Annotated in this window: 21 protein-coding genes; 16 read left to right on the forward strand and 5 right to left on the reverse strand. The window is 61.7% G+C overall.

Going from position 1 to position 20,933, the window contains the following annotated elements; genetic code table 11:
- Positions 1–49: 49 nt before the first annotated feature.
- The gene (dinG, locus tag YA0848_RS04845; RefSeq protein WP_034096280.1) at positions 50–2,194 is read right to left on the reverse strand and encodes an ATP-dependent DNA helicase DinG; all 2,145 of its coding nucleotides are present in this window, start codon (positions 2,192–2,194) and stop codon (positions 50–52) included.
- 99 nt (positions 2,195–2,293) lie between these two features.
- Between dinG and YA0848_RS04850 the strand changes: the two genes are divergently transcribed.
- Positions 2,294–2,758 carry a CopD family protein gene (locus tag YA0848_RS04850; protein ID WP_034137267.1) on the forward strand — a complete coding sequence of 155 codons (465 nt, stop codon included), beginning with the start codon at positions 2,294–2,296 and terminating at the stop codon, positions 2,756–2,758.
- A gap of 38 nt (positions 2,759–2,796) precedes the next feature.
- On the opposite strand, the gene YA0848_RS04855 is transcribed toward YA0848_RS04850, so the two are convergent.
- Together YA0848_RS04855 and YA0848_RS04860 are read right to left on the reverse strand one after the other, a co-directional pair.
- A complete protein-coding gene (locus tag YA0848_RS04855) occupies positions 2,797–3,555 on the reverse strand; it encodes a hypothetical protein (RefSeq protein ID WP_099312689.1) in 759 nt (252 codons plus the stop codon).
- Between the two features lie 147 nt (positions 3,556–3,702).
- Positions 3,703–4,398, reverse strand: a complete 696-nt coding sequence (locus YA0848_RS04860) for an OmpA family protein (protein WP_184316077.1) — start codon at positions 4,396–4,398, stop codon at positions 3,703–3,705.
- Between the two features lie 190 nt (positions 4,399–4,588).
- Here YA0848_RS04860 and YA0848_RS04865 point away from each other — a divergent pair, with 190 nt between their 5' ends.
- The 14 genes from YA0848_RS04865 to pdeM all read left to right on the forward strand — a co-directional run bounded on the left by YA0848_RS04865 (position 4,589) and on the right by pdeM (position 19,282).
- Positions 4,589–5,086, forward strand: a complete 498-nt coding sequence (locus tag YA0848_RS04865; protein ID WP_034096276.1) for a DUF6231 family protein — start codon at positions 4,589–4,591, stop codon at positions 5,084–5,086.
- Between the two features lie 5 nt (positions 5,087–5,091).
- Positions 5,092–5,562 (forward strand): YchJ family protein, encoded by a 471-nt coding sequence (locus YA0848_RS04870; protein ID WP_034137478.1) that lies wholly within the window; start codon positions 5,092–5,094, stop codon positions 5,560–5,562.
- Positions 5,563–5,581: 19 nt separating this feature from the next.
- The gene (locus tag YA0848_RS04875; protein ID WP_034096275.1) at positions 5,582–6,064 is read left to right on the forward strand and encodes an LEA type 2 family protein; all 483 of its coding nucleotides are present in this window, start codon (positions 5,582–5,584) and stop codon (positions 6,062–6,064) included.
- Complete coding sequence (locus tag YA0848_RS04880; RefSeq protein ID WP_003189235.1) at positions 6,061–6,261, forward strand: SEC-C metal-binding domain-containing protein; 201 nt, start codon at positions 6,061–6,063, stop codon at positions 6,259–6,261. The genes YA0848_RS04875 and YA0848_RS04880 overlap by 4 nt, the downstream gene beginning before the upstream one ends.
- Positions 6,262–6,423: 162 nt before the next feature.
- Complete coding sequence (locus YA0848_RS04885; RefSeq protein WP_184316079.1) at positions 6,424–8,865, forward strand: penicillin acylase family protein; 2,442 nt, start codon at positions 6,424–6,426, stop codon at positions 8,863–8,865.
- 211 nt (positions 8,866–9,076) lie between these two features.
- The gene (locus YA0848_RS04890) at positions 9,077–10,081 is read left to right on the forward strand and encodes a ligase-associated DNA damage response exonuclease (protein ID WP_047881533.1); all 1,005 of its coding nucleotides are present in this window, start codon (positions 9,077–9,079) and stop codon (positions 10,079–10,081) included.
- Positions 10,078–11,712, forward strand: coding sequence for an ATP-dependent DNA ligase (locus YA0848_RS04895; protein ID WP_169903319.1), 1,635 nt, complete (start codon positions 10,078–10,080; stop codon positions 11,710–11,712). Before YA0848_RS04890 ends, YA0848_RS04895 begins: the two co-directional genes overlap by 4 nt.
- 202 nt (positions 11,713–11,914) lie before the next feature.
- On the forward strand, positions 11,915–12,694 hold the full coding sequence (locus tag YA0848_RS04900; protein WP_027604451.1) for a transporter substrate-binding domain-containing protein: 780 nt from the start codon (positions 11,915–11,917) through the stop codon (positions 12,692–12,694).
- Between the two features lie 58 nt (positions 12,695–12,752).
- Positions 12,753–13,481: an ABC transporter permease gene (locus YA0848_RS04905; protein ID WP_010212412.1), complete on the forward strand. Its 729-nt coding sequence runs from the start codon at positions 12,753–12,755 to the stop codon at positions 13,479–13,481.
- Entirely contained in the window at positions 13,478–14,188 is a 711-nt protein-coding gene (locus YA0848_RS04910; protein ID WP_034096271.1) for an ABC transporter permease, read from the forward strand. Before YA0848_RS04905 ends, YA0848_RS04910 begins: the two co-directional genes overlap by 4 nt.
- 9 nt (positions 14,189–14,197) lie before the next feature.
- Complete coding sequence (locus tag YA0848_RS04915; protein ID WP_169903321.1) at positions 14,198–15,316, forward strand: succinylglutamate desuccinylase/aspartoacylase family protein; 1,119 nt, start codon at positions 14,198–14,200, stop codon at positions 15,314–15,316.
- Between the two features lie 13 nt (positions 15,317–15,329).
- Positions 15,330–16,094: an ABC transporter ATP-binding protein gene (locus YA0848_RS04920; protein WP_198712561.1), complete on the forward strand. Its 765-nt coding sequence runs from the start codon at positions 15,330–15,332 to the stop codon at positions 16,092–16,094.
- A 57-nt stretch (positions 16,095–16,151) separates the two neighbouring features.
- Positions 16,152–18,632: a ligase-associated DNA damage response DEXH box helicase gene (locus YA0848_RS04925; RefSeq protein ID WP_169903322.1), complete on the forward strand. Its 2,481-nt coding sequence runs from the start codon at positions 16,152–16,154 to the stop codon at positions 18,630–18,632.
- Positions 18,632–19,282, forward strand: a complete 651-nt coding sequence (gene pdeM, locus YA0848_RS04930) for a ligase-associated DNA damage response endonuclease PdeM (protein ID WP_169903323.1) — start codon at positions 18,632–18,634, stop codon at positions 19,280–19,282. The genes YA0848_RS04925 and pdeM overlap by 1 nt, the downstream gene beginning before the upstream one ends.
- Before the next feature lie 21 nt (positions 19,283–19,303).
- Here pdeM and YA0848_RS04935 read toward each other — a convergent pair whose 3' ends face one another.
- Entirely contained in the window at positions 19,304–19,501 is a 198-nt protein-coding gene (locus YA0848_RS04935) for a hypothetical protein (protein WP_034137254.1), read from the reverse strand.
- Between the two features lie 107 nt (positions 19,502–19,608).
- Complete coding sequence (dcd, locus tag YA0848_RS04940; protein ID WP_034096266.1) at positions 19,609–20,175, reverse strand: dCTP deaminase; 567 nt, start codon at positions 20,173–20,175, stop codon at positions 19,609–19,611.
- A gap of 389 nt (positions 20,176–20,564) precedes the next feature.
- On the opposite strand from dcd, the gene YA0848_RS04945 reads away from it, so the two are divergent.
- Positions 20,565–20,774, forward strand: a complete 210-nt coding sequence (locus YA0848_RS04945; RefSeq protein WP_002554837.1) for a cold-shock protein — start codon at positions 20,565–20,567, stop codon at positions 20,772–20,774.
- Positions 20,775–20,933: the final 159 nt, after the last annotated feature.

The following is a 20,933-nucleotide window of genomic DNA, read 5'->3' on the forward strand; positions in this document are numbered from 1 at the left end:
TGACGGTGACGAGATAGACCACAAAGTGGGCGAATTCGCCCACAGTGGCTTAAGAAATTTCGCGCCGGAACGGCGGCAACGCATTGAGGATAGCCTTGCCATAGCGTTGGGTGACCAAACGCCGGTCGAGCAAGGTAATGGTGCCCCGGTCCTGTTCGGTTCGCAGCAGACGACCGCAGGCCTGCACCAACTTCAGCGAGGCATCCGGCACCGAGATCTCCATGAACGGGTTGCCGCCCCGCGCTTCGATCCACTCGGCCAGCGCCGCTTCGACCGGATCGTCCGGCACCGAGAACGGGATCTTGGCGATCACGACGTGCTCGCAATAGGCCCCCGGCAAGTCCACACCCTCGGCGAAACTCGCCAGGCCGAACAACACGCTGGAATCACCACCGTCCACCCGCGCCTTATGCTTGTTGAGGGTTTCCTGCTTGGACAGGTTGCCCTGGATAAACACCTGCTTGCGCCAGTCGCGGTCCAGGCCGTCGAACACGTCCTGCATCTGCTTGCGCGATGAAAACAGCACCAGGGTGCCCCGGGAGCCTTCGACCAGCTCCGGCAGGTCGCGGATGATCGCCGCGGTGTGGGCCGCCGCGTCCCGTGGGTCGGCCCTGAGGTCCGGCACCCGCAGCACGCCGGCGTCGGCATGGTGGAACGGGCTCGGCACCACGGCAGTCACGGCCTTTTTCGGCAAACCGGCGCGCATGCGGAAACGATCGAACGTGCCCAGCGCGGTCAGGGTGGCCGATGTCACCAAGGCACCGTAGGCCACATTCCACAGGTTGCGCCGCAGCATCTCGGCCGCCAGGATCGGGCTGGCGTTGACCTCGATATCGAACAGGGCGCCGCTTTCGGCCAGGGTCAGCCAACGCGCCATGGGCGGGTTGTCTTCCGGGTCTTCGACGGTGAAGGCGGTCCACAACTCCCAGTTGCCCTGGGCACGGGACAGCAGGCTGCCGAACAACGGGTACCACTCCTCGGCCTGGTTGCTGGCGATGCCGATATTGACCTCGCCATCCATGCCCTCCTTGAGCAGGTCGGTGAGTCGGGTGAACAGATCGGTCAGGCGTGAAAAGCCCTTCTTCAACTCGATGCCCATTTCGCGCATGTGCTCGGGAATCAGACCGCCGACGAAGCGGTGGCGTGGCCGCTCGCGGCCTTCCACGTCTTCGCCGGGCTTGAAGTCGGCCACCTGTTCGCAGGCGCTGAACATGAACTGCTGCTGGGTCTTGATCTCCCGCGCCAGCTCCGGCACCTGTTCGATCAGCTTGCCCAGGTCGCCGGGCAGCGGGTGTTGGGCCAGCAGCTTGGTGAGGTTCTTGGCGGTGGATTCCAGCCAATCGGCAGTGGAACGCAGCCGCGTGTAATGGGCGAAGTGGCCGATGGCCTTGTCGGGCAGGTGGTGGCCTTCGTCGAAGACGTACAGCGTGTCGCGCGGATCGGGCAACACCGCACCGCCGCCCAATGCCAGGTCGGCCAGCACCATGTCGTGGTTGGTGACGATCACGTCGACCTTGCCCATGCCCTCGCGAGCCTTATAGAAGGCGCATTGACCGAAGTTCGGGCAATGACGGTTGGTGCACTGGCTGTGATCGGTGGTCAGGCGTGCCCAATCGGCATCCTCCAGGGCAGTGGGCCAACTGTCGCGGTCGCCGTCCCACTTATTGCCGGCCAGTTTTTCGATCATGCTGGTAAATAGCTTCTGGCTGGCCTCATCGACTTCGATCTTGAAGCCTTCTTCTTCGAACAGCTGCGCGGTGGCGGTTTGCGCGTGACCTTCCTGCAACAGCACGTCGAGCTTGGACAGGCACATATAGCGGCCACGCCCTTTGGCCAGGGCGAACGTGAAGTTCAGGCCGCTGTTGCGCATCAGGTCGGGCAGGTCCTTGTAGACGATTTGCTCTTGCAGGGCGACCGTGGCGGTAGCGATTACCAGGCGTTTACCGGCGGCCTTGGCAGTAGGGATCGCGGCCAAGCTGTAGGCCACGGTCTTACCGGTGCCGGTGCCGGCCTCGACGGCCACGACCGCCGGTTCGCCTTCGCGGCGGCCTTCGTCGTCGGTGTCGATATCCCCGAGGACTTTTGCCACTTCGGCGATCATCAGGCGTTGGCCGTAGCGCGGTTTCAAGCTCTTGGCTTCGAGAAAACGCGTGTAGGCGCCCTGGATCGTGGTTTTGAGTTCAGTGCTGATCATGAATAGTCGGGCGCAAAAAACGCTGGATAAATTTTCAGTGGTTCGGATCGGCGGCTATCATACCCCGCTAATTAATCCCGCGCAGAACGGAGTACCGCAATGACCGTCTTTAGCCTCGCTTACACCCTGCATGTCCTGGCCGCCCTGGTGTGGGTCGGCGGTATGTTTTTCGCCTGGATGATCCTGCGCCCCGCCGCTGTGGCGGCACTTGAAGGCCCTGCCCGGCTCAAGTTGTGGGCGAATGTGTTTCAACGTTTTTTCGTGTGGGTCTGGGTGGCGGTGCTGATTTTGCCGATCAGCGGTGTCGGCCTGTTGCATCTGCGCTTCAATGGGTTTGAAACCGCGCCACGTTATGTGCAGGTGATGATGGGCCTGTATCTGGTGATGACCGCATTGTTTATCCGCATCCAGGCGTTGAAATTCCCGGCGCTGCGCACGGCGGTGGCGGCCGAGGACTGGCCGGCGGGCGCCACGGCCCTGGGGCAAATTCGCACGTTGGTGGGGATCAACTTGATCGTGGGGCTGCTGGTGGTGGCGATTGCTTCAGCGCGACCGATGTTCTAAACGGCAAGCCTGGGCTTGCCGATTGAGGTGGGGGCACGTCAGAGCCGTTCAATAGTGACGGCACCCGCCGGCCCGGCCGGCCCTGGCTGCCCTTCCAAGCCTGGGCGGCCTTTTTCGCCGCCATCGGCGCGGTACACCAAACAGCCCTTGGATTGCCCGCCCTTACCCGGTTTGCCTGCCGTGCCCGCCAGGCCCCCCGGGCCGCCGTCGACCCATACCTTGATCTGCTGGGCCGGAAAGTCTTTCGGCACCTCCACTCGCACCTGCGCACCTGCCGCGCCTGGCAAGCCATCGCCGCCGTTATCGCCATTGGCGCCGCGCCCAGCCGCGCCCCAGGTGCAGCCGGGGTCTTCGCCGTTGGCGCCATCCAGACCGGCGTAGCCTTGGGCTCCGGCACCGCCACGGGCATCCACCGAGAGCTCTTCAGCCGTCAGGGCATTGATGCGCAAATTCAGGTCACGTCCGGGCTTAGCAGGTTTTTCGTGAGTGCCGGGAGCGCCGCGCGAGGTGATCTGACTGCCGTGATCCAATTGCGCATGGCGCACCTGCAATTGCAGCGCGGTGTTGCCGGGCACAATGGCGATGCGCGCGTCGCGGCCCAGGTGCAGCTCGTCCACGCTGACTTGGCTGATGGTGGCCGGAACCAGCAAGGTGCCATAGTCCGCCACGTCCAAGCGCTCCAACTGCAACACACTGGTGCTGCTGGGCAGGCGCATCAATGAGTTGGTTTCCACACTGACGCTCTGGGCCAGGGCAATGGGGCTGACCAACAGGGCCAACAGAAAAACCTTACGCATCATGGGGCTCCTGAGTGTTTTCAAATTTTTCTTTGGACGCACAGTAACGACTTCTACCGGCGCTTTGCCAGTGAAGGATCAAAAAACTTGAGAACGGAGCGATGCAGATCGGCAATGCCCCTGTGGGTCCCACAGGGGCAAGGGCTGTCAGCGGTTGATTTGGATTTCCGTACGGCGATTCAGCGCACGACCTTCGGCCGTTTTATTGTCGGCGACTGGATGGCTCTCGCCCGCCCCGGTGACCGAGACAAAACTGCTGCGCGGCACGCCGGCACTGATCAGGTATTCGGTGACCGAATGGGCGCGTTGTTCCGAGAGTTTCTGGTTGTAGGCGTCTTTACCGACACTGTCGGTGTGCCCGCTGACACGCAACTGGGCGTTCGGTGCTTCCTGTTTAAGGCGCGTGACAATGGTGTCGAGCTTGGTTTTATCCGCTGTCGTCAACTTGGCCGAATCGAATTGGAAGTGTACGTCGCGAATCACGATGGTTTCTTCCTTGACCACCACCACTTCCTCGACCACTGCTGCTTGCGGCGCGGGCGGGCAGCCATTGGCATCGACCTGCACGCCTCTAGGGGTGCCGGGGCACTTGTCGCGGCTGTCCGGCACGCCGTCGCCATCCTCGTCGCCATCGCCATGCACCCAGCAATAGGCGCCGGCCAGACCACCGACCAGCAATGCACCGCCGCCGGCCCATGACGAACTTTCGGTGGAGCCCAACGCCGCGCCTGTCACACCGCCTACGGCGGCACAGGTGGGCCAGTCGGTTTTTTGCAAGCCTGCGCAACCTGTCAATACTCCGGTTAGCAGAACCAAGGGTAGAGCTGTCCGCATGATGCTCATCTGATTTCTCCTGAGGGGATCGGCGAAGGCCGACGGATGCAGTTAAGACCGCTCTTTTCAACTGCGCCACTGCGTCACACCCCCGTATTTATTAAGGATGAGGGCTCAGCCGGGACTTTTCTCCACCACCCGCTCTAGGCCCGCACGTTCAGCCGCGCTAGTCTCTAGGGTTCTGATGTGAGGATCTGTGATGACCGCTGGTAATTCTGACCGTACACCCCAGCAAGCCCTGGCTGCCTTGCTCGACCTGCACTCGCCCCAACGCCTGCTGGTGCTGGGCGCCAGCCGGTTCCCGGCACTGGACGCTTTTGAAAAGGCGCATCCGCAGAGCCAGGTGTCCTTCGCCGCGCCCGGCGCGCTGCCCGCAGACCTGGCCGCCCAGCGTTTTGACCTGGCGCTGGTGGTCGATTGCCTGGAGCACCTGTCAAAACCGCAAGGGCTGACCCTGCTCGGCGGCATCCGCAACCTCAATGCCAGCCGCATCGCCGTGCTGGTGGACCTGGCCGCCTGCGACTGGAAGGACACTGACTTCTTCTCCCTGGCACTACAGGCCGGCGAGCGTTTCCAGCGCGACGAGCAGGTGTTGACCCTGTTCACCTACGATCTGCTTGACTATAAACAGGTGCCCGACTGGCTCAACGCCCGGTTCTGGGCCAACCCGGAAAATTTCGGAAAGTATTGGTGGTGATCCCGATGAGTACATCCATTTGCCCCTGCGGTAGCGGCAACCTGCTGGATGCCTGCTGCGGCCATTATCACGCCGGCCACCCGGCACCTTGCGCCACCGCGTTGATGCGTTCGCGCTACAGCGCCTACGTCCTGGGCCTGGTGGACTATCTGGTGGCCACCACTCTGCCTGCGCAACAGGCCGGCCTGGACCGCGAAGCCATCGCCGCGTGGAGCGCCCAAAGCACCTGGCTGGGCCTTGAAGTGGAAAGCTCCGAAGTGTTCGGCGGCCAGCCGGAACACGCGTTCGTGACCTTTACCGCACGCTGGCACGACAGCACCGGCGAACATAGCCACCGCGAGCAGTCTTCTTTCGTACAGAATGACGGGCGCTGGTACTTCATCGATCCTACGGTGCAAATCAAAGCCAGTCGCAACGACGCCTGCCTGTGCGGCAGCGGGCAGAAATTCAAGAAGTGTTGTTCCAGCTACCTCTAACCCTTACAGGACTGACGCCATGCTCCGGATATACAGCTTGATGCTGGCGTTGACCCTCGGCCTGAGCGGTTGCGCATCGTGGTTCGAAGACGATTCTCCACCGCCTCATGTTTCCCTGGTGAAGGTGGAGGTGGTGCGCGCCAAACTGCTTGAGCAGAAATTCAAGCTGTTCTTTCGCGTGGACAACCGCGATGACGACGACCTGACCGTGCGCGGCCTGATCTACAAGGTGACCTTGGGTGATTTTGTGCTGACCGAGGGCGAATCCAATGAATGGTTGACGGTGCCGCCGCGCAGCCATGCGGTGTTCAAAGTCACGGTGCGCACCAACCTCTGGCCGCAGATCCGCGATGTGGTGCAGATGCTGAAAAACCCGGACAGACCTGTGCCCTACCGCCTCGAAGGCGAACTGAAAACCGGATTATTCATCGGTTATGACGTGCAGGTGAACCACAATGGCGAGATAATCCCCGGCGATTTTATTCCGGAGCGACATCAATGACTCAGCAACCCCATGTCCATGGTCCTGACTGCAACCACGATCACGATCACCATGATCACGACCACGGCCATGTCCACGGCCCGAACTGCGGCCACGCTCACCAAGAGCCGGTGCGCAATGCCCTGAAGGACGTTGGTCGCAACGATCCTTGCCCGTGCGGCAGCGAGAAAAAATTCAAGAAGTGCCACGGCGCCTGATCGCGACGCATGACATTCGCTTGACCCTGTGGGAGGACGCCCAGCGCCTCCCACACTGTTTTGCCCCAGGCTTACGCAATTACACAACTCCTGCTTGCGTCGTTTCACCGCGCTCACTAACGTAGCGCCTTTACTGACGCTACCCCCCGCAGGAGCTTTGCCATGGCCTCGCCAGCCCTCTCACATTTTCTTCCCCGGTTCGGCGTTGCCGCGGCAGTTGCCAGTGCATTGAGCCTGGCCGGTTGCCAGCTCCAAAGCACCCAAGACACCTTGCCGCCGGTGGCCGGCGTGCAGCCCATCAAGGGCCTGGCGCAGAATGTGTCGGTGCGCCGCAATGCCCAAGGTATGCCGCTGATCGAGAGCAACACCTTCCACGATGCGCTGTTCAGCCTCGGTTACGTGCATGCCAGCGACCGCATCCAGCAGATGGTCACCCTGCGCCTGCTGGCCCAGGGCCGTCTGGCGGAAATGTCGGGGTCTGAGGTGCTGGACGTCGACCGCTTTATGCGAGCGGTCAACCTGAAAAAAAGCGCCGGCGAGTTGTATAACGCCTCATCGCCGCGCCTCAAGCGCTTCTTCGAGGTGTACGCCCGCGGCGTCAACGCCTATCTGTTCCGTTATCGCGACAAGCTGCCGCCGGACCTGGCCCACACCGGCTACAAGCCCGAGTACTGGAAACCGGAAGATTCCGCGCTGCTGTTCTGCCTGCTCAATTTCAGCGAGTCGGCCAACCTGCAGGAAGAACTGGGCTCCTTGGTGCTGGGGCAAAAAGTCGGCGTCGATAAACTTGCCTGGCTCACGCCAAGCGCGCCCGACGAGCCGATCCCACTGGCCGAAGCCGACAAACTCAAGGGCATCAACCTGGGCCAGATCACCGGTCTGGCGGGGCTGGATGCGGTCAGTCAGCAGTTGAACAGCCTCAATGCACTGGCGGTCACCACTTCAAGCAACTGGGCCATCGGCCCGCAACGCAGCCGCGCCGGCAAAAGCCTGCTGGCCAACGACTTGGCGGCGCAGCCACAGGCACCGTCGCCATGGAGCTACGTGCAGATCCGCGCACCTAAGTACCAGGCCGTGGGTGTCTCGATTGCCGGCCTGCCTACGCTGCTGTCCGGGTTCAACGGCAAAGTGGCGTGGAGCATGAGCGCGGTCAAGGGCGACACCCAGGACCTGTTCCTGGAAAAGGTCAAACGCCAGGGCAGCGCGCTTTACTACGAAAACAACGGAAAATGGCTACCTGCCGGGGTGCGTAACGAAACCTTCTTCATCAAGGGCCAACGCTCGATTCGCGAAGTCGTCTACGAAACCCGCCACGGTGCCCTGCTCAATAGCAGCCAGGCCTTGACCAGCGGTTTGGGCCTGGCCTTGCAAAGCGCCGACTTCAAAGACGACAAGAGCCTGGACGCCTTCTTCGACCTGTCGCGCGCGCAGAATGCCGGCAAAGCCTCGGACGCCACCCGGGAAATCCGCGCAATCGCCTTGAACATGATCTTCGCCGACGCCAGCAATATCGGCTGGCAGGTCACCGGTCGCTTCCCCAATCGCCGCGAAGGTGAAGGGCTATTGCCGTCGCCGGGGTGGGACGGGCGCTTCGACTGGGACGGTTACGCCGATGCCATGCTGCACCCCTATGACCAGGACCCGCCCCAAGGCTGGATCGGCACCGCCAACCAGCGCACTGCACCGCGCGGCTATGGCATGCAATTGTCCAACACCTGGGATGCCCCTGAGCGCAGCGAACGCCTGGCGCAATTGGCCAATGCCGGCAAGCATGACAGTCGCAGCCTGATCGCTATGCAGTACGACCAAACCACCCCCTTCGCCGCCAAACTCAAGAGCATGTTCCAGGCCCCAGGCATGGCTCAGCCGCTCAAGCAGGCGATCGAGGCGTTACCCGCTGCCGAGCAGGCCAAGGCCCGCGAAGCCCTGACCCGCCTGATGGCCTTCGATGGTCGCCTGGTGTCGACCTCCGCCGATGCTGCGCTCTATGAACTGTTCCTACAGGAAAGTACGCGGCAGATCTTCCTCGACGAACTCGGCCCGGAAACCAGCGCCAGCTGGAAAGCCTTTGTGAGCAACGCGCGCTTGTCCTACGCCGCCCAGGCCGACCACCTGCTGGGCCGTGAAGACAGCCCATTCTGGGACGACGTGCGCACCGCGCAGAAAGAAGACAAACCGGCGATCCTCGCACGCAGCCTGGCGGCCGCCATCACCGCCGGCGACAGCCAACTGGGTGCGGACCACAAGGCCTGGCAGTGGGGCAAATTGCACAGCACCACCTGGAAAAACGTGCAAGGCCAAGTGATCCGTGGGCCGCTGGCCAGTGGCGGCGATCACAACACCTTGAACCCGGCGCCCTACAGCTGGGGCCAGGATTTCAACACCACCCAGGTACCGGCGCTGCGCATGATCGTCGACTTCGGCCAGGCGGAACCGATGATGGGCCAAGGCGGCATCGGCCAATCCGGCAACCCGGTCAGCCCGCACTACGCCAATGGCATTGACGCGGCGCTCAAGGCGCAATACCTGAGTTTCCCGATGCAGCCACAGAACTTTGACAAGGTGTATGGCAAGACCCGCCTGACCCTCACCCCAGGCAAGTAAACGCTGCAAAATGCAAAAGGGGCTTGTTGTGGTGAGGCTGCTCACCCCAGCAAGCCTGTTCAGTGTCGAATGTCTATTGAAGTACGATCAGCCGGTTTCGCTGTTGATCATCGGTAGCCTGCTAGAACCACCAGGATCCACATGCACTTAGATAGAACTTCTGCGTTCGCCCCTGCCTCATAAGTAACAAGCCCACCTCCCCGGTCACCCCATGGACCTTGTCATCGCCCGCCCGGAAGGCCTCTATTGCCCCGCCGGAGATTTCTACATCGACCCCTGGCGCCCGGTGGAGCGGTCGGTTATCACCCACGCCCACGGCGATCACGCCCGCACCGGCAACACCCATTACCTTGCGGCCGCGCCCGGCGAAGGCATCCTGCGCTCGCGCCTGGGCCAGGACATCAACCTGCAGACCCTGCCCTACGGCGAACGCCTGGTGCACCACGGCGTGACCCTGAGCTTCCATCCCGCCGGACATGTGCTCGGTTCCGCCCAGGTACGCCTCGAATACCAGGGCGAAGTCTGGGTAGCCTCTGGTGACTATAAAGTCGAACCCGACGGCACCTGCGCGCCGTTCGAACCGGTGCGATGCCACACGTTTATCACCGAATCCACCTTCGGCCTGCCGATCTACCGCTGGCAGCCCCAGGCGCAGATCTTTGCGGGAATCAATGAGTGGTGGCGTGGGAATATCGCCAACGGCAAGGCCAGCGTGCTGTTTTGTTACTCCTTCGGCAAAGCTCAGCGCATCCTGCATGGCATCGACGCCAGCATCGGCCCGATCCTCAGCCACGGCGCGGTCGAGCCATTGAACCGGGTGTATCGCGACGCCGGCATCTATATCCCGGAGACGCTATACGCTGGCGATTTCAAGAAAAACGACCCGTTGCTGCGCCAGGCGCTGATCATCGCGCCGCCCTCCACCGGCGGTAGCACCTGGATACGCCGCTTCGGCGACTACAGCGATGCCTTCGCCAGCGGTTGGATGCGCCTGCGCGGCACCCGTAGGCGGCGTGGGGTGGACCGAGGTTTTGTGCTGTCGGACCATGCCGACTGGCCCGGCTTGTTGTGGGCCATCGAGCAAACCGGGGCCGAACGGGTGATGGTCACCCACGGTTCCGTCGGCGTATTGGTACGTCACCTGCGCGAAAAAGGCCTGGATGCCCAAGGGTTCACCACCGAATACGGGGACGATGAAGAAGAGGTCACGGCATGAAGGCCTTCGCCGAGTTGTACGCCAACCTCGACGCCACCACCTCTAGCAACGCCAAGCTCGCCGCCTTGCAGAGCTATTTCCGCCAGGCGCCGCCAGCCGACGCCGCGTGGGCGGTGTATTTCCTTTCCGGTGGGCGCCCACGGCAGTTGGTGCCGACGCGGCTGCTGCGCGACATGGCCACCGAGGCTTCGGGCATCGAACCCTGGCTGTTCGAAGAAAGTTACCAGTCGGTAGGCGACCTGGCCGAGACAATTTCCCTGCTGTTGCCAGAATCGACCTACACCTCCGAGGACGGCCTGGCGGTGTGGCTGGAAGAAAAACTGCTGCCCTTGCGCGGCCTGCCGCCGACGGAACTGGCCGAACGCTTGCCGGCGCTGTGGGCGCAACTAGATCAACCGAGTTTGATGCTGTGTATCAAACTGATCACCGGCAGTTTCCGCGTGGGCGTTTCGAAACTGCTGGTCACCCGCGCCCTGGCCGCGATGGCCGAGTTGGACAGCAAACGGGTGGCGCAGCGGTTGGTGGGTTACACCGACTTGTCCAACCGTCCTACAGCCGAGGGTTATCTGAAGCTGATCGCCGCCGAATCGTCCGACGAACACGCGCAGCGTGGCGGGCAACCGTATCCGTTTTTTCTGGCCCATGGCCTGGCGCAACCGGTGGAGCAGTTCGACGCCCTGCTCGGCTCCCCCGCCGACTGGCAGGTGGAATGGAAGTGGGACGGCATTCGCGCGCAAGTGGTCAAGCGCGAGGGGCGCCTGTGGGTCTGGTCCCGTGGTGAGGAACTGGTGACCGAACGTTTTCCGGAGCTGCATGCGCTGGTCAGTGGTCTGCCGGATGGCACGGTGATCGACGGTGAGATCGTGGTGTGGAAGGACGCGGTACAACCCTTCGCCCTGCTGCAACAGCGGATCGGTCGCAAGACCTTGAGTAAAAAAGTCCTGGAGGACGCACCTGTGGCAGTGCTCGCCTATGACCTGCTGGAGCACCAGGGCGAAGATTGGCGCAACCATTCCCAAGCCGAACGCCGGGCACAGTTGGAGCAGGTAATCGCAACGTGCAACCAACCGGTGCTACTGCCCTCGCCGCTGTTGACGGGCAGTACTTGGCAGGACTTGGCCCGGCAACGTGAAGACTCCCGCAAACTGGGGGTGGAGGGCATGATGCTCAAGGCGCGCGACGGCCTCTACGGCGTGGGCCGCACCAAAGACATGGGCGTGTGGTGGAAATGGAAGGTCGATCCGTTCAGCGTCGACGCGGTATTGATCTACGCCCAGCGCGGCCACGGCCGACGCGCCAGCCTCTACAGCGACTACACCTTTGCGGTGTGGGATGGGCCGCCAGGCAGCGAGCGCACCCTGGTGCCATTTGCCAAAGCCTATTCCGGGCTGACCGATGAAGAAATGCGCAAAGTCGACGCCATTGTGCGCAAGACCACCGTGGAAAAATTTGGCCCGGTCAGCAGCGTGACGCCGAGCATGGTGTTCGAGTTGGGCTTCGAGGGCATCGCCCTGTCCAAACGCCACAAAAGCGGAATTGCGGTGCGCTTTCCGCGGATGCTGCGTTGGCGCCAGGATAAACACGTGGAAGACGCCGATAACCTCGGCACCTTGCAAGACCTGCTGAACTGAGCCCCATCACCCAAAATGGTGCATTGAAAAATCGATGCCCATTTTTGGGCATCTCCTACACTCACATCGCCACCTTCTTGCCTTTTAAAACGCTCATTCGGAACTATGGTGCAGAAATTGCTACTTGGGATCCGTCTGACACCGTTCAGTAACAGTCCTAATCGCGCCACAAGCGCTTATCTTGGTTTCAAGGGATTACATAATGAAAAAAGCATTGCTGACCCTTTCTGCACTGGCTCTGTGCATGGCCGCCGGTACCGCGTTGGCCAAGGAATACAAGGAATTGCGTTTTGGTGTCGACCCGTCCTACGCACCGTTCGAATCCAAGGCAGCCGACGGCAGCCTGGTGGGCTTCGATATCGACCTGGGCAATGCCATCTGTGCCGAGCTGAAGGTCAAGTGCAAATGGGTCGAAAGTGATTTCGACGGCATGATTCCGGGCCTGAAAGCCAATAAGTTCGACGGCGTGATTTCGTCCATGACCGTGACCCCGGTGCGTGAGAAAGCCATCGACTTCTCCAGCGAACTGTTCTCCGGCCCGACCTCACTGGTATTCAAGAAAGGCGCAGGCTACTCGACGCCGGAATCCCTCAAGGGCAAATCGGTAGGCTATGAGCAAGGCACCATTCAGGAAGCCTACGCCAAGGCGGTACTGGATAAAGCCGGTGTGACCACCAAGGCCTACGCTAACCAAGACCAAGTGTATGCCGACCTGACTTCCGGCCGCCTCGACGCTTCGGTGCAAGACATGCTGCAAGCCGAACTGGGCTTTTTGAAGTCGCCAGCCGGCGCCGGCTATGAAGTCAGCGCGGCCATCGACGACCCTCTGCTGCCGTCCAAAACCGCCATCGGTATCAAAAAAGGTAACACTGAGCTGAAGGCCCTTTTGGATAAAGGTATCAAAGCGTTACACGATGATGGCACCTACGCCACCATCCAGAAGAAACACTTTGGCGATCTGAACCTGTACAGCGGCAAATAATGCCTGGGGCGCCCCTGGGTTTGCAGGGGCGCTTTTTTATCGCCATAGGTCCCGATTTATGTTCGAAGAACTGTTGCAAACTCTCGGGCTGAGCGCACTCAGCCTGAAGGGTTTCGGCCCGCTATTGCTGCAAGGCACCTGGATGACCATCAAGTTATCGGTACTGTCCCTGGCCGTCAGCGTGTTGCTGGGTTTGCTCGGCGCCAGCGCCAAACTATCCAGCCTGCCCTTTTTGCGCATCCCCGCGCAGCTCTATACCACCCTGATTCGCGGCGTCCCCGACCTGGTGCTGATGCTGCTGATTTTCTATAGCCTGCAAACCTGGCTCACCGGCCTGACCGACTTTATGGAATGGGAATACATCGAGATCGACCCATTCAGCGCCGGGGTGATCACCCTGGGCTTTATCTACGGTGCTTACTTCACCGAGACTTTCCGCGGCGCGATCCTCGCCGTGCCCCGCGGCCAACTGGAAGCCGCCACCGCTTACGGGCTCAAGCGCGGCCAGCGGTTTCGCTACGTGACCTTCCCGCAGATGATGCGCTTTGCCCTGCCGGGCATCGGCAATAACTGGATGGTGATGCTCAAGGCCACCGCGCTGGTGTCGATCATCGGCCTGGCGGACCTGGTCAAGGCCGCACAGGATGCCGGCAAGAGCACCTACCAACTGTTCTACTTCCTGGTACTGGCCGCGTTGATCTACCTGCTGATCACCAGTGCCTCCAACTTTGTCCTGCGCCGTCTTGAACGCCGCTACTCCGCTGGCGCCCGGGAGGCCGTGCGATGATCGAACTCTTGCAGGAATACTGGCGCCCGTTTCTGTACAGCGACGGCCAGCACATCACCGGCCTGGCGATGACCATGTGGCTGCTCAGCGCTTCACTGGTGATTGGGTTTCTGGTGTCGATCCCGCTGTCCATCGCCCGCGTCTCGCGCAACCCGCTGGTACGTTGGCCGGTGCAGTTCTACACCTACCTGTTTCGCGGTACGCCGCTCTATATCCAGTTGCTGATCTGCTACACCGGCATCTACAGCATTGCCGCCGTGCGCGCGCAGCCAGTGCTGGATGCGTTTTTCCGCGATGCGATGAACTGCACCATCCTGGCCTTCGCCCTCAACACTTGCGCCTACACCACGGAAATTTTCGCTGGGGCGATCCGCAGCATGGCCCACGGCGAGGTCGAAGCGGCCAAGGCCTATGGGCTCAGCGGTTGGAAGCTCTACGCGTACGTGATCATGCCGTCGGCGCTGCGTCGTTCGCTGCCGTACTACAGCAACGAAGTGATCCTGATGCTGCACTCGACCACCGTGGCTTTCACTGCGACGATTCCCGACATCCTCAAAGTGGCCCGGGACGCCAACTCGGCGACCTTTATGACGTTTCAATCATTCGGCATCGCCGCGCTGATCTACCTGACCGTGACCTTTGCCCTGGTCGGTCTGTTTCGCCTGGCGGAGCGGCGCTGGCTGGCCTTTCTCGGCCCCAGCCACTAAGGAGCCTTCATGCGTCATCGGATTCACGAACTGATCGCGCCGCTGCCCGGCACGGCGCGGCAGATTCACAGTTTTCACTTCGGCCCGGAACACGCCGAAGGCAAGGTCTACGTCCAAGCGTCGCTGCATGCCGACGAGTTGCCGGGCATGCTGGTGGCCTGGCATTTAAAGGCGCGCCTGGCCGAGCTGGCCGCCGCCGGGCGCCTGCGCAGCGAAATCGTGTTGGTGCCGGTCGCTAACCCGGCGGGCCTGGAACAGGTGCTGATGGACACCCCGCTGGGCCGCTACGAGCTGGAGAGCGGGCAGAACTTCAATCGGCTGTTTGTCGACCTCGGTGATGAAGTGGGCAATCAGGTCGAAGCCTTGCTTGGCGACGATCCGCAGCATAACGTGCAAGTGATCCGTGCCGCGCTGCTCTCCGCCCTGGCCGACCAAGGCGCCGCGACCCAGTTGCAATCCCAGCGCCTGGTGTTGCAACGCCTGGCGTGCGATGCCGACCTGGTGCTGGACCTGCACTGCGACTTCGAAGCCGTGGCGCACCTGTACACCACGCCGCAAGCCTGGCCGCAGGTGGAGGCGTTGGCACGTTACCTCGGCTCGGAAGCCAACCTGCTGGCTACGGATTCGGGCGGACAGTCGTTCGACGAATGCTTCACCCTCGTGTGGTGGCAGTTGCAGCAGCGCTTCGGCGCGCGGTTTCCGATCCCCATGGGCAGCATCGCGGTGACCGTCGAACTGCGCGGCCAGGGCGACGTCAACCACGGCCTGGCCAGCCTCGACGCCCAGGCGATCATCGATTACCTGATCCGCTTCGGTGCCATCAACGGCCAGGCCTCGCCGTTGCCCGACCTGCCTTACCCGGCCACGCCACTGGCAGGCGTAGAACCGGTAGCCACGCCAGTGGGCGGCTTGCTGGTGTTCGCCGCCCTGCCCGGCGAATATCTGGAAGCCGGGCAATTGCTGGCCGAAATCATCGACCCCATTACCGACCGCGTAACGCCCGTGCACTGCCGCAAAGCTGGCCTGCTTTACGCCCGTTCGCTGCGCCGCATGGCCACTGCCGGGATGGTCATCGGCCATGTCGCAGGCACCGAGGCCTACCGCAGCGGCTATCTACTTTCGCCTTGAGGATGCACGCCCCATGTACAAATTGACCGTTGAAGGCCTGCATAAAAGCTATGGCGACAATGAGGTGCTCAAAGGTGTCTCGCTCAAGGCCAAGACCGGTGACGTGATCAGCCTGATCGGCGCCAGCGGCTCGGGCAAGAGCACCTTCCTGCGCTGCATCAACTTTCTGGAACCCCCCAACGACGGCGCCATGACCCTCGACGGCCAGCCGATCCGCATGGTCAGCGACCGCCACGGCATGCGCGTGGCCGACGACGCCGAACTGCAACGCTTGCGCACCCGGCTGGCGATGGTGTTCCAGCACTTCAACCTGTGGAGCCACATGAGCGTGCTGGAGAACATCACCATGGCCCCGCGCCGGGTGCTGGGTTGCAGCAAAAAAGACGCCGAAGACCGCGCCCGCCGCTACCTGGACAAAGTCGGCCTGCCGGCCCGCGTAGCCGATCAATACCCGGCGTTTCTTTCCGGCGGTCAACAACAACGTGTCGCCATCGCCCGCGCATTGGCGATGGAACCGGAGGTGATGCTGTTCGACGAACCCACCTCGGCCCTCGACCCGGAACTGGTGGGCGAAGTGCTGAAGGTGATCCAGGGTCTGGCCGAGGAAGGCCGCACCATGATCATGGTCACCCATGAAATGAGCTTCGCGCGCAAAGTGTCCAGCCAGGTGCTGTTTCTGCACAAAGGCTTGGTGGAGGAGCAAGGCGCGCCGGAAGACGTGCTGGGCAACCCCAAGAGCGAGCGTCTGCAACAGTTCTTGAGCGGTAATTTGAAGTAAACCTTTGTGACGCCTGGAGGGTCTGTGGAATAAGCCCTCCAGAGCGTCAGCCACCGCATGGCAAAACCCCACGACTTCGCCAGGCAATGGTTCGCCGCCAAAGGCTGGAAGCCATTCGCCTTCCAAAAAGCCGTGTGGACGGCGGTCAAGGAGGGAAATTCCGGCTTGCTGCATGCCAGCACCGGCGCCGGCAAGACTTACGCACTGTGGTTTGCCGCGCTCAATCGCTTCGCCATTACGCGCCCGCCGGCCACCGGCAAACGCAAGCCACCGGCCGAGCCGCTGACGGTGTTGTGGATTACGCCGATGCGAGCCCTCGCCGCCGACACCGCGCGCGCCTTGGAAGCGCCGCTGGCAGCGTTGCAAATCCCGTGGAGTGTCGGCCTGCGCACCGGCGACACGAGTAGCGCTGAGCGCGCCCGACAAACCCGTCGCCAGCCGACCACACTGGTCACCACCCCGGAAAGCCTGACCCTGATGCTGGCCCGCGCCGACAGCGAAGCCAGCCTGGCCCATGTGCGCATGGTGGTAGTGGATGAATGGCACGAACTGATCGGTAACAAACGCGGGGTGCAGTTGCAACTGGCCTTGGCACGCTTGCGCCGTTGGCATCCTGACTTAATGGTGTGGGGGATTTCCGCGACGCTGGGTAATCAATCCCACGCCTTGGAAGTACTGGTGCCACAAGGCGGCGGGATCAATGTGCAGGGGCAAACGGCCAAGGCGCTGCACGTCGACACGTTGCTGCCGCCAGTGTCCGAACGCTTTCCCTGGGCCGGGCATATCGGATTGAAAATGCTGCCGCAGGTGGTGGCCGAGGTGGACGCCAGCAGCAGTTGCCTGGTGTTCACCAACACCCGCGCACAGTCGGAAATCTGGTACCAGGCCCTGCTCGATGCGCGGCCGGATTGGGCCGGGCTGATTGCTTTGCACCACGGTTCGCTGTCCCGCGAGACCCGTGATTGGGTCGAACGGGCGCTCAAAGACGGGCAGCTCAAGGCGGTGGTGTGCACCTCCAGCCTGGACCTGGGGGTGGATTTTCTGCCGGTCGAGAGGGTGTTGCAGATCGGCTCGGCCAAAGGCGTGGCGCGCCTGATGCAGCGTGCCGGGCGGTCCGGCCACGCCCCGGGGCGGCCGTCCCGAGTGACGCTGGTACCGACTCACAGCCTGGAACTGATTGAAGCGGCGGCGGCTCAGGACGCGATCGCCGAGCGCCGCATCGAAGCCCGCGAATCGCCCTACAAACCCTTGGATGTACTCGTACAGCATCTGGTAAGCATGGCTTTGGGCGGTGGCTTTATGCCCGCGTCGTTGCTGGAGGAAGTGCGCGGCGCCTGGGCCTATCGCGACCTTACTGACGCCGACTGGGCCTGGGCCCTGGGTTTTGTGCGCCACGGCGGCTTATCGCTGACGGCCTATCCGGACTACCGCCGCGTGGAGCCCGACGAACACGGCATCTGGCGTGTACCGGATGCACGCTTGGCCAGGCGCCATCGCATGAGCGTGGGCACCATCGTCAGCGATGCAAGCATTCAGCTGAAATTCTGGAGCAAGGGCGGCGGCGGCAAGAACCTGGGCAGCGTCGAGGAAGGCTTTATCGCGCGGCTCAAACCTGGGGATGGCTTCTTGTTTGCCGGGCGTTTGCTAGAGCTGGTGCGGGTGGAAAACATGACTGCCTATGTACGCCGCAGCAACGCCAAAAAAGCCGCCGTACCGCGCTGGAATGGCGGGCGCATGCCGCTTTCCAACGAACTGGCCCAGGCCGTGGTGGAACGTTTCGATGCTGCCGCCCATGGCCACTTCGACGGCCCGGAAATGCGCGCGGTGCAGCCGTTGCTACAGACCCAGTTGCGCTGGTCGGGCCTGCCGACACGCGAGCATTTGTTGGCCGAAGCGCTGAAGTCACGGGAGGGTTGGCACCTGTTCCTCTACCCGTTCGCGGGGCGCCAAGTGCATCTCGGCCTGGCCAGTTTGCTGGCTTGGCGCGTCAGCCAGGGGCAACCCGTCACCTTCTCCATTGCGGTCAACGACTATGGCTTGGAACTGCTCAGCGCTACACCCGTGGATTGGCCGGCACTGTTGAATTCTGAGCTGCTGAGCCCGGATAACCTGCTGGAGGATGTGGCGGCCAGCTTGAACGCCGGTGAACTGGCCCTGCGCCGTTTCCGCGAGATCGCCCGTATCGCCGGGCTGGTGTTCGCCGGTTACCCCGGCGCGCCGAAAAGCACGCGGCAGGTGCAGGCTTCCAGCGGCTTGTTCTTTGAAGTGTTCAAGCAGTATGACCCGCACAACCTATTGCTGGCCCAGGCTGGCGAAGAAGTATTGCGAGACGAGTTGGACATCCGCCGCCTGGAAGCGGCGTTGAGACATCTTTCCACCCTGACACTGGACCTGCACGTAATCGAACGGCCCACGCCCCTGGCTTTTCCGCTACTGGTGGAGCGGATGCGCGAAAGCATGAGTTCGGAAAAACTCTCGGAGCGCATCGCGCGGATGGTCAAGGATTTGGAAAAAGTCGCGGATAACGGGAAAACTTGATGTATTGCGAAGTGCAGCTTGAAGGCGAAACGTTATGGCTGCTGGCGGAGAAAGCTATCTACTGGCCAGCGCGCAATTGCCTGCTGATCGCCGACGCGCATTTTGGCAAAGCGTCGGCCTATCGCAGCCTGGGGCAACCGGTTCCCCAAGGCACCACCACCGACAACCTGGCGCGACTGGACCGACTGCTACAAGCATTCGACTGCGCGCAGGTGATCTTCCTCGGCGACTTCCTGCACGGCCCCGGCTCCCATGCCAGCGGCACGCTGAGCGCCCTGCGAGCATGGCGCGCCCAGCATCGCGAGCTGCCCATGACGTTGATTCGTGGCAATCACGATAAGCGTGCGGGTGATCCGCCGGCCGACCTCGGCATCGAGGTGGTAGCAGAACCGTTGCTGATGGGGCCGTTTGCCTTGCAACACGAACCGGACGCTCACCCCAGCCACCATGTACTGGCAGGTCATGTGCATCCGGTATATCGCTTGCGCGGCAAGGGGCGCCAGAGCCTGCGCTTGCCCTGCTTTCAGCTCGGGCCGCGGGTCAGCCTGCTACCCGCGTTCGGGGCGTTTACAGGGGGCTATAGGGTGGAACCGGACGCCAACCACCGGATTCTGGTGATTGGCGATCAGGAGGTATGGTTTGTCAGATGATGCAGGCCAACCCTAAAGGCTTCAGGCAACGGGCACGGGGGGTGCCTCGTCCGGCCGGGTAGGCTCACCGGGCTCACCGGGCTGCGGATAATCCGGCCCAGGTTGGCCGGGGATGCCGCCCGCATAGGCAGGGTCGGCCATCAGGGACCAGGCTAGAACACCAATCTGATTGGGCTCCAGCCGTGCGAGTTCTGCGCTGATTCGGGGGTCGATCTTCATAAAGTACTCCTCAAGCGTGGCCCGACACACTTCACACGTGTCGGGGCAGTACACCCAATAGAGTCACTTTCTTCAGACTAATTCCCTTTACGTGTAGGAGCTTTCGATCAAGCGCGCGGCAAGGTGACGCCAAGCTGACCCTGATACTTGCCGCCACGGTCCTTGTAGGACACTTCACAGGCCTCGTCGGATTGCAGGAACAGCATCTGTGCCACGCCTTCGTTGGCGTAGATTTTTGCCGGCAATGTGGTGGTGTTGGAGAACTCCAAGGTCACGTGGCCTTCCCACTCAGGCTCAAGCGGGGTCACGTTGACGATGATGCCGCAGCGCGCGTAGGTGCTCTTACCAAGGCAGATGGTCAGCACGTCGCGAGGGATACGGAAAAACTCCACGGTGCGCGCCAGGGCGAAAGAGTTCGGCGGGATGATGCACACGTCGCTCTTGATATCGACGAAGCTCTTTTCATCGAAGTTTTTCGGATCGACGGTTGCCGAATTGATGTTGGTGAACACCTTGAATTCATCGGCGCAACGCACGTCGTAGCCATAGCTGGAAACACCATAGGAGATCAGGCGTTCGGCGCCTTCGCCACGCATCTGGCGCTCGACGAAGGGTTCGATCATGCCGTGCTCTTGCGCCATGCGGCGAATCCACTTGTCCGATTTGATGCTCATGGCGGGTGTCCTGAATAGCGAGGTGGAAAAATTCTGTGGGGCATCTTACCGGTGCCGGCGTTGGGGTTCAAAGGGCGTGGGGGTTTTCTTGACGAAAGCGGGCCTCTTCATACGCTCCAGCCAGCGGGGCTGGGCCCCACGCTACTGGGTCGGGTGACTGGAAATATCACCGCCAGTCACGAAATTGGAGAAACCTTCGGAAATATCATTGGCACGTTCCGGAAAAAGGGTTAAGGTGGCGCCACTGTGCTGCTTGTGTCACTGAGAATCTCTACACGATATGTTGAATTTCGATCCAACCATCTCCAAGAATTTTTCCTGCTCTTTGCACTCAGTCTCGGCCAGGGCTTTTCCTGAGTCGCAGTTAACTTTGTCCAAGGAGATACACCATGTCTAATCGCCAAACTGGTACCGTTAAGTGGTTCAACGATGAAAAAGGCTTCGGCTTCATCACTCCACAATCCGGTGACGACCTGTTCGTTCACTTCAAAGCTATCCAATCCGACGGCTTCAAAAGCCTGAAAGAAGGCCAACAGGTTTCTTTCATCGCTACCCGCGGTCAGAAAGGCATGCAAGCTGAAGAAGTTCAAGTTATCTAACTTGTACTGACTTAGTCGAAAAAACCCCGCCCTTAAAAGCGGGGTTTTTTTATGCCCGGGATTTGGTATTCGCACCCACTGGTGCCTGATAAAAATGTGGGAGGGGGCTTGCCCCCGATGACGGCTTAGCAGTCGGCACTTGAAGTGCGCCCCAAAAGT

The organism is Pseudomonas sp. S4_EA_1b (assembly GCF_016307435.1).
Classification (GTDB): domain Bacteria; phylum Pseudomonadota; class Gammaproteobacteria; order Pseudomonadales; family Pseudomonadaceae; genus Aquipseudomonas; species Aquipseudomonas rhodesiae.

Coding starts and splice junctions, on each gene's coding strand:
- dcd (WP_034096266.1), bottom strand. CDS start 20,175: ATGAGCATCAAATCGGACAAGTGGATTCGCCGCATGGCGCAAGAGCAC.
- YA0848_RS04875 (WP_034096275.1), top strand. CDS start 5,582: ATGCTCCGGATATACAGCTTGATGCTGGCGTTGACCCTCGGCCTGAGC.
- YA0848_RS04890 (WP_047881533.1), top strand. CDS start 9,077: ATGGACCTTGTCATCGCCCGCCCGGAAGGCCTCTATTGCCCCGCCGGA.
- YA0848_RS04925 (WP_169903322.1), top strand. CDS start 16,152: ATGGCAAAACCCCACGACTTCGCCAGGCAATGGTTCGCCGCCAAAGGC.
- YA0848_RS04865 (WP_034096276.1), top strand. CDS start 4,589: ATGACCGCTGGTAATTCTGACCGTACACCCCAGCAAGCCCTGGCTGCC.
- YA0848_RS04850 (WP_034137267.1), top strand. CDS start 2,294: ATGACCGTCTTTAGCCTCGCTTACACCCTGCATGTCCTGGCCGCCCTG.
- YA0848_RS04885 (WP_184316079.1), top strand. CDS start 6,424: ATGGCCTCGCCAGCCCTCTCACATTTTCTTCCCCGGTTCGGCGTTGCC.
- YA0848_RS04910 (WP_034096271.1), top strand. CDS start 13,478: ATGATCGAACTCTTGCAGGAATACTGGCGCCCGTTTCTGTACAGCGAC.
- YA0848_RS04915 (WP_169903321.1), top strand. CDS start 14,198: ATGCGTCATCGGATTCACGAACTGATCGCGCCGCTGCCCGGCACGGCG.
- YA0848_RS04895 (WP_169903319.1), top strand. CDS start 10,078: ATGAAGGCCTTCGCCGAGTTGTACGCCAACCTCGACGCCACCACCTCT.
- YA0848_RS04905 (WP_010212412.1), top strand. CDS start 12,753: ATGTTCGAAGAACTGTTGCAAACTCTCGGGCTGAGCGCACTCAGCCTG.
- YA0848_RS04920 (WP_198712561.1), top strand. CDS start 15,330: ATGTACAAATTGACCGTTGAAGGCCTGCATAAAAGCTATGGCGACAAT.
- pdeM (WP_169903323.1), top strand. CDS start 18,632: ATGTATTGCGAAGTGCAGCTTGAAGGCGAAACGTTATGGCTGCTGGCG.
- YA0848_RS04900 (WP_027604451.1), top strand. CDS start 11,915: ATGAAAAAAGCATTGCTGACCCTTTCTGCACTGGCTCTGTGCATGGCC.
- YA0848_RS04855 (WP_099312689.1), bottom strand. CDS start 3,555: ATGCGTAAGGTTTTTCTGTTGGCCCTGTTGGTCAGCCCCATTGCCCTG.
- dinG (WP_034096280.1), bottom strand. CDS start 2,194: ATGATCAGCACTGAACTCAAAACCACGATCCAGGGCGCCTACACGCGT.
- YA0848_RS04880 (WP_003189235.1), top strand. CDS start 6,061: ATGACTCAGCAACCCCATGTCCATGGTCCTGACTGCAACCACGATCAC.
- YA0848_RS04935 (WP_034137254.1), bottom strand. CDS start 19,501: ATGAAGATCGACCCCCGAATCAGCGCAGAACTCGCACGGCTGGAGCCC.
- YA0848_RS04870 (WP_034137478.1), top strand. CDS start 5,092: ATGAGTACATCCATTTGCCCCTGCGGTAGCGGCAACCTGCTGGATGCC.
- YA0848_RS04860 (WP_184316077.1), bottom strand. CDS start 4,398: ATGAGCATCATGCGGACAGCTCTACCCTTGGTTCTGCTAACCGGAGTA.
- YA0848_RS04945 (WP_002554837.1), top strand. CDS start 20,565: ATGTCTAATCGCCAAACTGGTACCGTTAAGTGGTTCAACGATGAAAAA.